The sequence below is a fragment of the Micromonospora sp. CNZ309 genome, from assembly GCF_002846525.1.
Genome location: NZ_PJNG01000001.1, coordinates 549,484 through 564,195, shown reverse-complemented (window position 1 = coordinate 564,195; position 14,712 = coordinate 549,484). Strand labels below are relative to the sequence as shown.

Genomic DNA, 14,712 nt, shown 5'->3' with positions numbered 1-14,712 from the left:
GCTCTACTATCAGACTTAGTACTATCAGCTTTAGTACTAGGACCGCTAGTAAGTCTGGCGAAGGGCGCCCGGATCCACCGGGCGCCCCTGGTGTGCCAGGAGGTCAGCGATGGGGCGCGGACCCGACCGGCTCCCGAACGGCCGACTCGCCGGGCGCCTCGGGCTTCCGACGGCCGAGCGGCACGCTCACCGCCACCGTGGCCGCAACGGCAATGCCCACGCCCGTCCAGAGCAGCGGATTGCTGCGTAGTTCCGCGGGCAGCTGCTGGGTGAGTACGAAGACACCCATCACCACCACGAACCAGCCGAACGACTTGCGCAGCACGTCGGCCGGGATCTTCCCGGCGAGCCGGGCGCCGAGGAAGCTGCCGACGATGGCGGCGGCGGTGACCGCGGCGGCGAGCCCCCAGTTGATGCTGACGCTGGACAGGTAGCCGGCCAGTCCAGCGAAGGACTTCATCGCGATGACCACCAGGGAGGTGCCGACCGCGACCGGCATCGGCAGGCCGCCGAGCAGGGCCAGGGCGGGCACCACCAGGAAACCACCGCCGGCGCCGACCAGGCCGGTGACCAGACCGACGACGATGCCGTCGATGATCACCCGGAACACCGGCAGCTCGTGGGGCACGGGCCTACCCTCGGCTGAGCGTCGGCCGCGGATCATCGCGATCGCGGTGGCCAGCATCATGATCGCGAAGCCGGTGAGCAGGTACGCGGCCGGGACGAACTCGGCCAGCCGTCCACCGGCGTACGCCCCCGCCATACCGGCCAGGCCGAAGATCAGGCCGGTACGCCAGCGCACCCGGTTGCCCCGGGCGTGCGGGATGACGCCGACCGCACTGGTGGCGCCCACGACGAGCAGCGAGGTGGCGATGGCCTCCTTCGCGGGCAGGTCGGCGACGTAGACCAGCAGCGGTACGGCGAGGATGGAGCCGCCGCCGCCGAGCAGGCCGAGGCTGATCCCGATCAGCACGGCCAGCCCGACCGTCAGCAGCAGGGTGGCACTCATTCCCGGCTCCCCGAACCGCGCAGCTGGCCGACGACGCCTTCCAGGTCGCAGCTGGCGCCGCGGTTGTAGGGCAGCTTGCCGAGCATCATGCCCATGGCGCAGGTGTTGGTCACGGCGGCGAAGGTGAGGCCGGCGCCGATGAAGCCGGCGACCCACTTCAGGCCGGGGACGAACACCGAGCCCAGGACGCTGGCCAGGACGATGGAGCCGGCGACGAGGCGGACCTGGCGCTCCAGGTCCCAGCGCTGCTTCCCCTGCTTGATCGGCGCGCTGGTGGCCTGCCAGGCCAGCATTCCTCCGTCGAGGACCTTGAGGTTCGGCAGGCCGATCTCGGCGAGGGCCTGCTCGGCCTGAGTGGCGCGGGCGCCGGAGCGACAGATCAACACCACTTCCTCGTCGAGGTGGTTGCGCAACTCCTCGCGGTGCTCCTTGAGCAGGTCCAGCGGGACGTTGTAGGCCCCGGGAATGTGCACGGTCTCGAACTCGGCCGGGGTACGCACGTCCAGCAGACGGGGAGCCCGACGGGAGTCGATCAGTTCACGCAGGCTGGTGGCGTCGAGAGTGGCCGGGCGGCGGGTTTCGGAAGCGGTCATTTCTCCTCGATCAGGTCAAACCGTCGCTATCGACGGCAGGGTGGGGTGCCGGCCGGCGCCGAATTGCGCTGTCCGGTCCGCGGGTACGGGTCAGGTGTTGTCGGCCATGGCGACGCCGGCCGCCTCGGCCCGGTCGAACTTGTCGTCGATGACGACGACCTCGCGGCCGGCGTTGGCCAGCAGCGACGCGGCGGCGGTGGCCCGGTAGCCGGAGCCGCAGTGGACCCAGACCGTGCCGGCCGGCACGTCGGCGAGCCGCTGGGGCAGGTCGGGCAGGGGGACGTGCACCGCGCCCCCGATGTGGCCGTTGCGCCACTCGTTGGTCATCCGAACGTCAAGGACGACGTCCGGGGCCGGCAGGCCAGCCGGGGTGTTGCCGGCACGAGCCGCCGCCAGCGCCGGGAAGTCGGCCATCCGCAGCTCCCGCAGCTCCTCGGGCTTGCTCACCCACTGCTCCGGCTGGCCGGTGGCCTGCGCGGCCGGCCGGTCGATGCCGATCCGGACCAGCTCCCGCTGGGCGTCCGCAACCTGCTCCGGCGTCTCCGCCAGCAGCGTGATCGGCACGCCCCAGTCGATCAGCCAACCGAGCCAGGTCGACATCGGCCCGTCCAGCCCGAGACTCACGGTGCCGGCCAGGTGCGAAGCGCCGTACGCCTTGCGGTGCCGCAGGTCCACCACCCACTCCCCGGCGGCGATCCGGTCCCGGAGCTGGACCTCAACGGCCCGGGTCACCGGGGTGAGGTCCACGGCCGCGGGGCCGGCGAAGTTCGCCACGCCCATGTGGGCGTAGTACGCCGGGTAGGCGTCCAGACCGGCCAGGGTCTGGGTGACGAACTCGTCCGCCGCCAGCTTCAGGACCGGATTCGCCTGCTTCTCCCGCCCGATGGTCGAGTCGGGGGCGTCGGCCTGACTGGCCGAGCAGAAGCTTCCGAAGCCGTGCGTCGGCCACACCTGGGCGCCGTCGGGCAGCAGGTCGGCCAGTCGCTTCGCCGAGGCGTGCTGCTGGTGGGCCAACTCGTGGGCGTGCTCCTTGCCGAGCAGATCGGTACGGCCGGTCGTGCCGAACAGCAGCGACCCACCGGTGAAGACGCCCGCCGGCTGCCAGTCGCCGTCGGTGGCCTCGTCGAGGACGTACGACAGGTGGTGGAAGGTGTGCCCCGGGGTCGCGATCACCCGCAGGCGCAGGGCGTCCGAGACGGGCACCACGTCGCCGTCGGAGACCGGCCTGCGGTCGAAGCCGACCTGGTCGGCTGCGGCGACCAGGTAGTGCGCGCCGGTTACCCGGGCGAGCTCCAGGCCACCGGAGACGTAGTCGTTGTGGATGTGCGTCTCCACCACATGGGTGATCCGCACCCCCTTCTGTCCAGCGAGATACAGGACCCGGTCGATGTCGCGCTGCGGGTCGACCGCGATCGCCACCCGCCCGTCAGATGCCAGGTAGCTGCGGTCGCCGAGCGAGGACGTCGCGATGACGGCCACCTCTGCTGCCATTGCCGTTCTCCCTTCCCGATTCCCCATATACCCCCGGGGGTATATGGGAGACAGACTTTTGTGTCGACTGAGACGCGAGAGGACTACCCGCCCACGCTGCGGACACGCACTCCCGGCGGGTAGTCCTCCGCGGTTCAGGCCAGAGCGAGGAAGAGCTTTTCCAGCTCCTCTTCGGTCATCTCGGGCGCCTCGCCCCGGTCGCGTGCGGCGTTGCAGTGCCGCATCCCCGAGGCGATGATCTTGTAGCCGGCGCGGTCGATCGCCTTCGACACCGCGGCCAACTGGGTCAGCGCCTCGCGGCAGTCCTGACCGCTCTCCATCATCTCGATGACCGCGTTGAGCTGCCCTCGAGCCCGCTTGAGCCGGGTCAGCGCCTCGCTGGTCATGTCAGGTCGAAGCTTCACCGCACCACCTCCCAGTCGAAAGATACCCCAGGGGGTACCGGCTCGCCACCAGATACCCCCACGGGCATCCTCAACCGAAGGGATCGCCCGGACATTCCGCGGCCCTCCGGAACTGGCCCAGAGGTCGACCAGCAGATGCCGCCCCCGGGCGACGGTCTTTCCGAAGCTGGCTGTGGTCAGCGCCACGCTCGCCATGTTCTACCTCCGCATGTCGACGGCGTCCCACGGCGAGGACAACCCGCCCCGGGGGCGGACGTTTCCGGCGGCCCCGCTCGCATCCGACCCGCGGGGCAAAGCTCCCGGAAGATCGGGACCTTGGGCCCGGAATATACCCCCGGGGGTATGCGCTATCGTGATTACATCGCCTGCCATCACTACAGAGGAGTTCAGCGCCATGTTGTTCACCCAGTACTACCTGGACTGTCTGTCTCAGGCCTCGTACCTCATCGGTGACGAGACCACCGGTCGGGCGGTGCTCGTCGACCCCCGCCGGGACATCGACGAATACCTGGCCGACGCCCGGACTCGGGGGCTGACCATCGAAGGGGTGATCAACACCCACTTCCACGCCGACTTCCTCGCCGGCCACCTCGAGGTGGCCGCGGCGACCGGGGCGTGGATCGGCTACGGGCACCGCGCTGAGACCGAGTACCCGAGCCGCAAGCTCGCCGACGGTGAGCGAATCGACCTCGGCGACGTGACCCTGGAGATCATGGAGACTCCGGGCCACACGCCGGAGTCCATCAGCATCCTGGTCTACGAGCGCGCCGACGACGCGGTGCCATACGGGGTGCTGACGGGCGACGCGCTGTTCATCGGTGACGTCGGCCGCCCCGACCTGCTCGCATCTCTCGGCGTCACCGCCGGTGAGCTCGGCGCCATGCTCTACGACAGCGTGCAGCGCAAACTGATGGGCCTTGCCGACGAGGTGCGGGTCTTCCCCGCCCACGGCGCCGGCTCGGCCTGTGGCAAGAACCTCTCCACCGAACGTCAATCCACCATCGGCGAACAGCGCCGCACCAACTACGCCTGCACCCCGATGAGCAAGGAACAGTTCGTCGCCCTGGTCACCGGCGGCCAGCCGGCCGCGCCCGGCTACTTCGCCTTCGACGCCGTGCTCAACCGCAAGGCCCGCGAACTGTTCGACCACACCCGGCCGGCGCGCCCGCTCGACGCTGCCGAGTTCACCGAGAGCCGCGCCGAGGGGGCGGTGGTGATCGACGCCCGCGACCCGCAGGAGTTCGCCGCGGGGCATGTTCGGGGTGCGATCAACATCCCGGCCGACGGGCGGTTCGCCGAGACCGCAGGCAGCGTGGTCGCCCCGGACCGCAAGGTGCTCGTGGTCGCCCCGCAGGACCGGGAAGAGGAAATCGTCGTACGCCTCGCGCGGATCGGCTTCGACCAGGTGATCGGGTACCTACGGGAGCCCGAGGGAGCCTTCCTGGAGATGGTCACCGACATGACCCGGGCCAGTCGGGTCACCGCCACCGAACTGCGCGAGGCGCTGGACGGGACCGAGGCGCCGGTGGTGCTGGACGTACGCAACGCCGGCGAGCGGGAGCAGGGTGCCGTAGCCGGGTCGCTGCACATCCCCCTGGCGGAGCTCACCCGACGCGTCGACGAGGTACCGACCGATCGACCGGTCGTCGTGCACTGCGCCGGCGGCTACCGTTCCTCGGTCGCGGCCAGCCTGCTCCGCAACGCGGGTCGGGCGGACGTCTCCGACCTGCTCGGCGGGTACGGCGCGTGGCAGACGCTGCACGCCGCGGTCTGATCCCAACTTGACGAGGCCGGCAGGTGGCCGAGGGCGCCGAGGTCACCTGCTCGTCCGGGGGAGGAAGGTGAGGGATTGGCAAAAGGATGTGGACATGACCGCGAACGCCGTCGGGCCGAGGCTCGGCCTACGGGCAAACGCCGCCCAGTTCCTCCTCCTCGTCGTGGTCAACGCGTTGGTGGGTGGCTTGCTCGGCACCGAGCGCACCGTCCTGCCGCTGCTGGGACAGCAGGAGTTCCACCTGACCGCCTACACTGCCGCCCTCACCTACATCCTCGCCTTCGGCGCCACCAAGGCGGTCACCAACTTCTTCGCCGGCACCCTCTCCGACCGTTACGGCCGCAAGCCGGTGCTGTTGGCCGGCTGGCTGGTGGCGATCCCCGTACCGCTGATGCTCATCTGGGCGCCGAGCTGGGGCTGGGTGGTAGCGGCCAATGTCCTGCTCGGCATGAACCAGGGGCTGGCCTGGTCCACCACGGTGATCATGAAGATAGACCTGGCCGGGCCGCGTCGGCGCGGCCTCGCAATGGGGCTGAACGAGGCGGCCGGATACCTCGCAGTGGCGGCGACAGCGCTGGCGACCGGAGCGTTGGCGGCTCGCTACGGCCTGCGTCCCGTTCCGTTCCTGCTCGGCGCCGCCTACGTGGCGGTGGGCCTCGGCCTGGCGTCGCTCCTGGTGCGGGAGACGCGTGGGCACGCCCACCACGAGGCGGCCACCCATCAGGTTGCCGAGGGCGCGCACTCGGGCGATCTCACCACCCGGCAGGTCTTCAGCCTGGTCAGCTGGAGGGAACCGGCACTGAGTTCAGCCAGCCAGGCCGGCCTGGTGAACAACCTCAACGACGGCCTCGCCTGGGGGCTGTTTCCCGTGCTGTTCGCCGCCGCCGGCCTCTCCCTGCCAAGGATCGGGGTGCTGGCGGCCCTCTATCCCGCGATCTGGGGCCTGGGCCAGATCGTCACCGGTCCCCTCTCAGACCGGTTCGGACGCAAACCCTTCATCGTGGTCGGGATGCTGACCCAGGCCGGCGCGCTCGGACTGATCGCCGGCGCGCACAGCTTCGGCTGGTGGGCGACAGCCGCGATCCTGCTCGGTGCTGGCACCGCCATGGTCTATCCCTCCCTGCTCGCGGCGATCAGCGACGTCGCGCATCCGGTGTGGCGGGCCCGCGCCGTCGGCATCTATCGACTCTGGCGCGACGGTGGCTTCGCGGTCGGCGCACTACTGGCCGGCTTCCTGGCGGACGTCGTCGGCATCCGGGGCGCCACCTTCGTGGTGGCGGCACTCACCGCCGCATCCGGCCTGATCGTCGCCGGGCGAATGTACGAGACGCACCGGGGCACCCGCCGCCCTGCGGATGGCCGGCCGGCCCGATTTCGCTGAGGTCCCCGCCAGCGCGATGACCGGGCCACGGCGAGTCCCACAAGGGATTGACGCAGTCTTGGTGAGAGAAGTTCGCTGAACGAAGCGGAATTTCAGTGCGCCAAGGGGACTGCGCTCATGCTCCCGCTTGACGGGGAATCAAGAGACCACAATGCCGCTTCATCCGGGATGCAGATGAAGCCGCAGGTCAGAACGTTGCACAGCGCTCACGCCGACGGCCAACCGTCCTCGCAGTTACCGCCAATAAAGGTCATCCGTTACCGGATGTTACCGCCGTTACCGGAGAAGATCTTCATCTCCCCAGGTCAACCGGTCGGGACGGCCGGATTCGAACCGACGCCCCCTTGACCCCCAGGACGATTTGGTAAGCGTTCCCGCACGTCACACACGCTATCCCCAAGATCAGGCCGTGCGGTCGACGTCGTGCCGCGCACCATCGCGCAGGCCGTGTGGTCCCCACCTGGTCCCCAGGCACTGAGACGTTCGACGAAACGCAACACCGGTTCAGCGAGGAGTAAGCGAGTCCGGCTCTTGGTCGTCACCCGATGACAACTTCTCGCGCTTCTCCGCATCGGTGCTCCGCTGTACTGCCATGTATTCGGCCAGATGCGGGTCGGCTCGGACTTCATCGCCGCGCATGTATCGCGCAACGACCCGCTTCGCCGCCCGGAGCCAGGCAAATCTTGATGTCCGTCGCATCCCACGACTCCCCCACCTTCGTTACGGTCAGCGACTCCCACCGACTCCCAAGGCAACCGGGTCGTGATTCCCCGCAGCCGAAGTGTCAGCCCATTCAGATCGACCTTGATCAGAAACGGCCAGAGCAGCATCAGCCACGCAAGAAGTGAAACAGCGACTACAACCAGGCTAACGACTTCGTAAAAGGGCGCCTTGCTGTGATGAAAGTGATCAGGGTTGGCCCCGGCCCACCGTGCCGCCAACCAGACGAGCGCCCCGAACAGCCCCCAGGCGAGGCAAATCTTGCGCAGTCTCGCAGTGTTCCGATGCAACTGCACGGTCCCCCCTCCTGACAAGACGAATGCCCCACGGACTCGGCAGCTGATCTGGCACCGTACCGCAGCTCGTCACGTTGCTTCCCGTCGCAGGTCAGAGGGTGGAGGGCAGGAACGTGCCTGCCCCACGCCAGCCGTCGGGCACGGGCGTGGCGGTCGCCGAGCGACAGTGGCAAGCGGCCGGAGACGCCCAGGTGACCGCACACGTGCGGCCCGTCCAGGATCCTTGTTGCTGTGAGCGAACGATCGGAAGGCAAGAGCGGCCAGCCGTGGAACTTGACCGGCGGTCAAGATGCACTACCGGCCCGGCGCACTTGACCGACGTGGTCCCCAGGAAGCCAGCAGGGCCGACCCGATGCGTCGGATCAGCCCAATGACCTGCTGTTTTACCTTGTCGGGACGGCCGGATTCGAACCGACGACCCCTTGACCCCCAGGACGCTTCGCCCACACGTCCACGCGCGTCACGCACGCTATCCCCAAGATCAGGCCGTGCGGTCGACGTCGTGCCGCGCACCATCGCGCAGGCCGTGTGGTCCCCACTTGGTCCCCGGAACGCTGACACGCTCCAGCGACCGCAGCAGGCGGTTTAGGAAGTGTGGACACGGGCGGAAGCGGCTCGGCAAGGAGCTGGTCCGGCCTGCGCTGCCAGGCTGGCGGCCACCTCCAGGAGTCGACCGCCGTTGACCCTCGGCACCCGTGCCAACAGGCACGCATCGGGCACGGCGCGACCGGAGGATTATGAGATCAATATAGGCGACCCAGCGACCTGCCCAAGTGGGCCCCCACCCGCGGAAACACCTATCGACATCTTTCACCACTCCCCCGCCGTCCGTCGACCTCTTGCGGACTCGATGCGGACCGCTCGCTGCCACAAGGTGGTCAGTTTGCCGGCCCCTCACCAGGCACTTGCCACAGCAGCCGCTCGGCTCGCTGCTCCCACCTCACATGCTCCTGCTTTTGAGAGATCGAAGTTGCTTTGGCCGGCATACGCCCAACTTGCACCACAAATGTGAAATTCATGAATATTTGCATTTAACGCTACGGCGGGAGACCTGCCCTAGTAGGCAACCGTAGGATATTGATGTTGGTTACGGCAGTTACAGGAAGCAGCCTTGATGCACATCGATTACACGGGGGATCTATGAAAAAGATGAGATCAATCCTCAGCATTCTGAGTCTCGCAGCGGCCCTTTTGGTAGTTGCACCGCCAAACGCTGCCCAGGCTGCTGCTTGGTCCTGCTCCAGTGGATACGTTTGCGTTTGGAGTGGAACAGGTGGGACGGGAAGCAGGTGCACCTGGTCCGATGCTGACCCTGACTGGCTAAGTGGAAGCATTCAATGCGGGTGGACCGCAGCTTACGCGGTTCGCTCGGCATGGAATCGCGGGACGAGCACGTCCTACCGCGGCGTCGAGTTCTACACCTATTCCAACTACGTCAACCCGGACCTCTTATTGGGGCAGGGAATCAAGTATGACGGCCTTAATGATTTCTATCGCTCACATCGCTGGGTGAGTTGAACCAAGTTTTGCAAATACCTATCCTATGACGGCCAATAGCACCTTCACTATGGCTCGAATGTCTGCCATGGGCAGCGGCTGCGTCTAACGGATCTCGATGTCATCTCGTCTGCCGCCGACCCACACACCGTGGGGCGGGCCAGGGCCAGGGTGACAAGGTGGAGCGCCCTACCGGACGAACGACCTTGTCGCCCTGGCCCTGGTCTGCTCGGCTCTGCCTGGGTCGGTGGTAGGCGGGATGGCATCCCACCACCCACGGACCGGAACAGTTCGGCAACTCCATCTCGGAGTCGTCTGGCCCCCGCCGGAGGCATGCCCTTCATTCAGCCGGCGCGCCGACCGATGCCGGCGCTTGCGCCGCCAGCAGGCCGAGCGCGGCCGGCGCGGCCCGCTTGCGGGCCGCCTTGATGCAGATAGCGAACGATTCGGCAGGCATCCCGCATTAACGCTTCGCGACTTGACCAGCGGTCAAGATGCGCTACCGGCCCGACGCACTTGACCGACGTGGTCCCCAGGAAGCCAGAGGGGCCGACCCGATGTGTCGGATCAGCCCTTTGACCTGCTGTTACACCTTGTCGGGACGGCCGGATTCGAACCGACGACCCCTTGACCCCCAGTTTTACAACGATTCTGTCACGACATGCCAGGATAGGCTGAAACGTTCTTAGAAGCGGACAAGAACGACGCCCTCAAATGCCGTTCCATGCCGTGGCTCATCGCCTCATCCATCTGTTGCGAAGCCCACCGTTACCGGGCTCGTTACCGCGGACCGTCAAGCGCCTGCCATGCCAGGCAGTCCGGACGAACTCTTGCCTTGCGCGACTGTCAGCGGCTCCACCAACCATCGATCGGCGAACTGGATAGGTCCCACGAGACCGAGCGCGCCGTGCCGCACGGACCGTTGCTTCAAGAAATCACCTGCGGCACCATGATTTCAACTGGCCGCCGTAGTCGAGGGCTTCGCCGGACTCCTGACGCTCAGCGGGAAACGCCGACCGGCTCTCGCTCTGGATGGTCCAGGTCCGCGCGGGCGACCTACCTCATCTGCACGCCTTTACCCGAGGCCTGGAACGGGACCGCGACGCCGTGAACGCCGCGCTCACGCTCCCCCACAGCAACAGCCCTACCGAAGGCGTCAACACCAATACCAAACGGATCGCACGCCAAATGCACGGCCGAGCAGCCTTCACCCTGCTCCACCACCGCGCCCCCTCGGATAGCAGCATCCTCCTTCACCATCGATGTGAGACAGGGGCCGTTTGATCCACACTCCCATCCAACGAGATCGCAGCATGGCTGGCCCGCATCGCGGGCCAGCCATGCTGCGATTCGCACGGTCAACCGCATGCTGTAGACCTAATCGAGAAGCTAATCGTCGCCGCCGTCCTCGTAATCCTCTTCGGAGACTAGCCCCGCAATAAATAACTCGAATGAACCGGCAATTCGCCGCGGCAATCTGTCTTCGTCGACGTAGACAACGATCGGCCCCCCGTCCGGTCCAGACTCGGAGTAGTTGAGCATGACCACATCCGGCCCGGCTGCAGGCGTCACACCGATCACCACGCCGATGTCCGGATAATTCCATTCCCGAATCGAGGCAACACCTTGTTCATCAATTCCCCTCTCGTAGCCAATACCTCGAATGATGTCCATTTGGAAGTGGTCAGCACTCCACGAGGTTCGAAAACTTGTCGGGAAGCAAGTGTTTTTCAATAGGCCACCGTTCTGCTGATACATCAGCTGTACATAGCTCTGCGGCAGCTGCACTCCGAGGCTTTCCTCTGCCCGCTGAACCATCTCTGCGGTCAGCGGCGGGCCAGTCCAGGATGACGAAACAGCTTCGAATGGGAAGTTCATACCAGGCTCCCTCACCTCTCAGCAAATAGAGTGGCCACCCGTATGGCCGGTTCTTCCATGCACGTTCATATCCACCAATTGCATGCGCCCACAGTCCTGGTGATGGCTCCAAGTCCATCTACCCTTCCTATAGGCTGGCGTGATCCCGACAGCTCTGTCGGCGAGCCTGAAATCCTTCTAACGGTCACCGGTCAGGGTAATATAGACGTCCGGGACAGCCGGGTCGACCCACGCCGAAAAATCTGGGAACCCCTGGGCACCAAAGGGAACATTGGCTATCGGGTGGGTACTGCCATATAGGTGCGCATTGATCGGCCCCACCGGGGGACCACCGGCAGCGCAAGTGCATGCGGCGTCATGGCCCCGTACCGATCCTCCGCAGTTGTGGACCAGCACCGATTCCTCGCCGGTTGCCACATAGAGATGCTTCTATAGCTGTCAAGTGCTGGCGATGGCTGGGTTGGTTCCGTTCAGGGTCCGGAAGAGTTGCCTGCTGATATAGCGCTTGAGGCTGCGCATGATCTCGCGTTTGGTGCGGCCCTCGCTGATGCGGCGGGTGACGTAGTCGCGGGTTCGCGCATCGTGGCCCATGCGGACCAGCGCGACGGTGTAGAGCGCTCGGTTCAGGCGCCGGTCGCCGCCGCGGTTGAGCCGGTAGCGGGTGGTATTGCCTGAGGAGGCCGGTAAAGGTGACGCGCCGGCCAGGGCGGCGAACGCCGCTTCGGAACGGACGCGTCCGGGGTGTGACCAGGCGAGTAGAACGGCTGCACCGACGACGGCACCGACACCGGGTTGGGCGAGCAGTTGCGGCGCTTGCGCGGTGACGGCTTGGTGCAGTGCCGTGTGGTTGGCGGCGAGTTCTGCGTCGAGAGCGCGGATGCGTCGGGCCAGTCTGATGGCCTCGGCGCGGCAGATGGCCAGGGTGTCGTTGTCGCTTCGGGTGCGCCAGGCCGCGACGGTCGCGATCGTTGTGGTGGTCAAGGCGCGGCGGGCATCAATGCCGAGATCGACGGTGCGTAGCAGCGCGGTCAGCGCGTTGATCGCGCGGGTGCGCTCGCCGCTCATCTGCTCGCGGGCTGCTGTCAGGACTCGCAGGGCGGTGCGCTCGCCAGCCGCCCGCGGCCAGCACAGATGGTTGACGTAGCAGCGCAGCTTGGCCAGGCTCTTCCAGGTCTTGAGTGTGGCGATCGCCCGTTCGCCGCGGGCGCGGATCTTCGCGTGGGCCCGGTTCACGGCCTTCTGCCGGCGTGACAGCTTGGGCCGGAAGCGGCGCCGCTTGAACGGAGTGCGCACGCTGCCGCGGGCACCTTGATAACCCTTATCAGCGAAGGTCATCACCTCTGCACTGGTCAGCGCCTCGATGATGCCGTGGGTCCGGGCTGCGGTCAGGTCGTGGACCGAGCCGGGCAGTGCCGGCGAAGCCCAGACGAGGCGGCCAGCCGCGTCGGCGATGACCTGCACGTTCACGCCGTGCCGCTTGTGCTTTCCGGAGTAGTACGGTTTCTGCTCGGCGACCCGGTCGATCGGAATCAGGGTGCCGTCCAGGATCGCGTACGCCAGCCGGCGGATCCGGTCCATGGCGGTGGCCAGGTCGTCGGCGGTCAACGCGAGCAGGGCTGTCGCTTCCTGCACGTACCGCCATGCGGTGCTCACGCCGACGGCGAACCCGGCGGCGAGGCGGGTGTAGGTGTCACCGTTGCGCAGGTGAGCCAGAGCGAGCAGTGCCTGCCGTCCCGCGTCGAGGCGCCGCCACCTGGATCGACGCTGGTTGCGGTGGCTGCGGATACGGTCAGCGAGGTGGTTCAGCGTCCGGCTCGACAACGAGAACGTGGGCGGGTAAGACAGCACAGGCGAGGCTCCCGTGTTGGGGCATCGGGTTTCGGTCGATTTGCTGTCTTACCTGGAGCCTCGCCCTCATCGATCCCCGGGCTACGCACACCGTCCCTGACCTGCAAGATCAGGTTGGAAAAGGCTCAGTGGATCCCATGCCACCGTGGACGCCCGCTCGAACTCGATCGGGGTGTGCATGCCGATGCTTCTATGCCGACGTGGGCGGTTGTGCCAGATCTCAAGGTAGTCGAAGATCGCGTTGGCGAGTTCGATGCGGGTGCGCCAGCGCCAGCGGTTGAGCAGCTCGACCTGCATCCTTGGCCAGAAGGCCTCGATCATCGAGTTGTCGTAGCAGTCGCCGATGCTGCCCATCGATGGCATCAGCCCGGAGTCGCGGGCGCGTTTGGTGAAGGCCCAAGAGGCGAACTGCCCGGGTGCAACCGGTCGTTGCAACACCGCTGCTGTGCAGCAATCGTAGGTGCTCGTCGAGGGCCTCGGCGGGTGTCTTCCAGCCGAGGACCTTGCGGGGTCTGCTGTTGATGGCGGCCTGGACGGCGAGGAGGTCATCGAGGCTCCAGCGGGACAGGTCGGTGCCCTTGGGAAAGTACTGGCGTAGCAGGCCGTTGGTGTTCTCGTTCGTGCCGTGCTGCCAGGGCGAGTGGGGGTCGGCGAAGTAGACTGCCATGCCGGTTTCGACCTTGAATTGGGCGTGGGCGGAGAGCTCCTTGCCCCGGTCCCAGGTCAACGACCGTAGCAGCTCGGCCGGCATCGTCGTCATCGTCGAGCTGAGGGCGTCTTTCATCGCGATGGCGCCGTAGCCGCCCAGGGCGGGCCCGTTCTTGACAGGTGGGACGGTTCCGTAGCCCTCGAGGCGGGGCAGGTGGACCAGGAGCGTGTAGCGGCTGCTGGGCTCCACGACGGTGCCGATCGCCGACCGGTTCAAGCCGATGATCAGATCGCCCTCCCAGTGCCCAGGCACCGCACGGTCGGTGACCTCCGCAGGCCGTTCACTGAGCACGACATCGGCGGTCACGTGACCCTGCGGCCTGTTCCGGGACCGTTCTCGGGGCTTGCGCAATGCCCGCCCGGTGCGCAAGCAGGCGACCAGCTCACGCTTGAGCGCTCCGCGTCCTTGGATGTAGAGCGCCTGGTAGATCGCCTCGTGGCTGATGCGCATCTCCTCATCGTCGGGGAAGTCGACGACCAGCCGCCGGCTGATCTGTTCCGGGCTCCAGGCCGTGGCCCAGCGCCGGTCGGCGCGGTGCGGCTTGTTCAGCCCTTTCCAAGTCGTCGACGGGCCGGCGGCAACGGTCCCGTCAGGACGCTGCAACTGCCCGCTCAGCCGCGCTTGGACGTACTCGCATAGCCGCGGGTTGCCCGCCAACTTCACCCGCTTCGGGCGCCGCGCCGCGATCTGCGCCTTCCACTGTGCGACGCCTGCCCGGTACTCCCGCTTGCCGGCACGGGTGGCGGCGTTGCGCCGCAGCTCCCGCGAGATCGTGCCGGGGTCCCGATCGAGCTGCCGGGCGATCGCGCGGACGCCCTGGCCCTGCGCCTTGAGTAGCGCGATCTCCTCGCGCTCGAAGAAGGACAGGTAGCGGCCGGTGGGCTCGGCCAGGTTCAGTGGCGGCATGCCGCCAGCGTGCCGAAACCAGCGCACCGCCACCGGCGTCGACACACCCAGCTCGAGCGCCGCCTCTTCGGTGCGCTTGCCCTGCGCAATCAGGCGCCAGAAGGCGCGCTCCACATGCCGCGCCGGCATCGGCCGGCCCGGCGAACGCATCGCCGGCCGCAACGCCAGATCCGCCTGCTGCTGATGACGCACCATTCGAACACCTC

10 protein-coding genes and 4 pseudogenes are annotated in these 14,712 nt (G+C 67.1%); 4 read left to right on the top strand and 10 right to left on the bottom strand.

The window, feature by feature from the left end; translation table 11 throughout:
- Window positions 1–103: 103 nt before the first annotated feature.
- The 4 genes from CLT72_RS02615 to CLT72_RS02600 form a co-directional block, all read right to left on the bottom strand.
- A complete protein-coding gene (locus CLT72_RS02615) occupies window positions 104–1,009 on the bottom strand; it encodes a sulfite exporter TauE/SafE family protein (RefSeq protein WP_101409343.1) in 906 nt (301 codons plus the stop codon).
- Window positions 1,006–1,602, bottom strand: coding sequence for a rhodanese-like domain-containing protein (locus tag CLT72_RS02610; protein ID WP_101409342.1), 597 nt, complete (start codon window positions 1,600–1,602; stop codon window positions 1,006–1,008). The genes CLT72_RS02615 and CLT72_RS02610 overlap by 4 nt, the downstream gene beginning before the upstream one ends.
- A 90-nt stretch (window positions 1,603–1,692) precedes the next feature.
- Window positions 1,693–3,093 carry an MBL fold metallo-hydrolase gene (locus tag CLT72_RS02605; RefSeq protein WP_101409341.1) on the bottom strand — a complete coding sequence of 467 codons (1,401 nt, stop codon included), beginning with the start codon at window positions 3,091–3,093 and terminating at the stop codon, window positions 1,693–1,695.
- A gap of 134 nt (window positions 3,094–3,227) precedes the next feature.
- Window positions 3,228–3,497, bottom strand: coding sequence for a metal-sensitive transcriptional regulator (locus CLT72_RS02600; protein WP_101409340.1), 270 nt, complete (start codon window positions 3,495–3,497; stop codon window positions 3,228–3,230).
- Between the two features lie 394 nt (window positions 3,498–3,891).
- Here CLT72_RS02600 and CLT72_RS02595 point away from each other — a divergent pair, with 394 nt between their 5' ends.
- The 4 genes and pseudogenes from CLT72_RS02595 to CLT72_RS02580 all read left to right on the top strand — a co-directional run.
- The gene (locus CLT72_RS02595) at window positions 3,892–5,271 is read left to right on the top strand and encodes a rhodanese-like domain-containing protein (RefSeq protein WP_101409339.1); all 1,380 of its coding nucleotides are present in this window, start codon (window positions 3,892–3,894) and stop codon (window positions 5,269–5,271) included.
- Between the two features lie 94 nt (window positions 5,272–5,365).
- Window positions 5,366–6,652, top strand: coding sequence for an MFS transporter (locus CLT72_RS02590; RefSeq protein WP_101409338.1), 1,287 nt, complete (start codon window positions 5,366–5,368; stop codon window positions 6,650–6,652).
- A 2,096-nt stretch (window positions 6,653–8,748) separates the two neighbouring features.
- The gene (locus CLT72_RS02585) at window positions 8,749–9,186 is read left to right on the top strand and encodes a peptidase inhibitor family I36 protein (RefSeq protein WP_357662608.1); all 438 of its coding nucleotides are present in this window, start codon (window positions 8,749–8,751) and stop codon (window positions 9,184–9,186) included.
- A gap of 1,008 nt (window positions 9,187–10,194) precedes the next feature.
- Window positions 10,195–10,449, top strand: a pseudogene (locus tag CLT72_RS02580) (transposase); the annotation flags it as partial.
- Window positions 10,450–10,554: 105 nt separating this feature from the next.
- On the opposite strand, the gene CLT72_RS02575 reads toward CLT72_RS02580, so the two are convergent.
- From CLT72_RS02575 to CLT72_RS02550, 6 genes and pseudogenes are all read right to left on the bottom strand, one after another.
- A complete protein-coding gene (locus CLT72_RS02575) occupies window positions 10,555–11,043 on the bottom strand; it encodes an SMI1/KNR4 family protein (RefSeq protein ID WP_101409337.1) in 489 nt (162 codons plus the stop codon).
- 18 nt (window positions 11,044–11,061) lie between these two features.
- A complete protein-coding gene (locus CLT72_RS02570; RefSeq protein ID WP_101414893.1) occupies window positions 11,062–11,187 on the bottom strand; it encodes an HNH endonuclease in 126 nt (41 codons plus the stop codon).
- A 294-nt stretch (window positions 11,188–11,481) separates the two neighbouring features.
- Window positions 11,482–11,835: pseudogene (locus CLT72_RS32505) on the bottom strand (transposase); the annotation flags it as partial.
- 351 nt (window positions 11,836–12,186) lie between these two features.
- Window positions 12,187–12,891 (bottom strand): annotated as a pseudogene (locus tag CLT72_RS02560) (transposase family protein); the annotation flags it as partial.
- 81 nt (window positions 12,892–12,972) lie between these two features.
- The gene (locus tag CLT72_RS02555) at window positions 12,973–13,212 is read right to left on the bottom strand and encodes an IS3 family transposase (RefSeq protein ID WP_486484170.1); all 240 of its coding nucleotides are present in this window, start codon (window positions 13,210–13,212) and stop codon (window positions 12,973–12,975) included.
- Between the two features lie 103 nt (window positions 13,213–13,315).
- Window positions 13,316–14,701, bottom strand: a pseudogene (locus CLT72_RS02550) (IS30 family transposase); the annotation flags it as partial.
- Window positions 14,702–14,712: the final 11 nt, after the last annotated feature.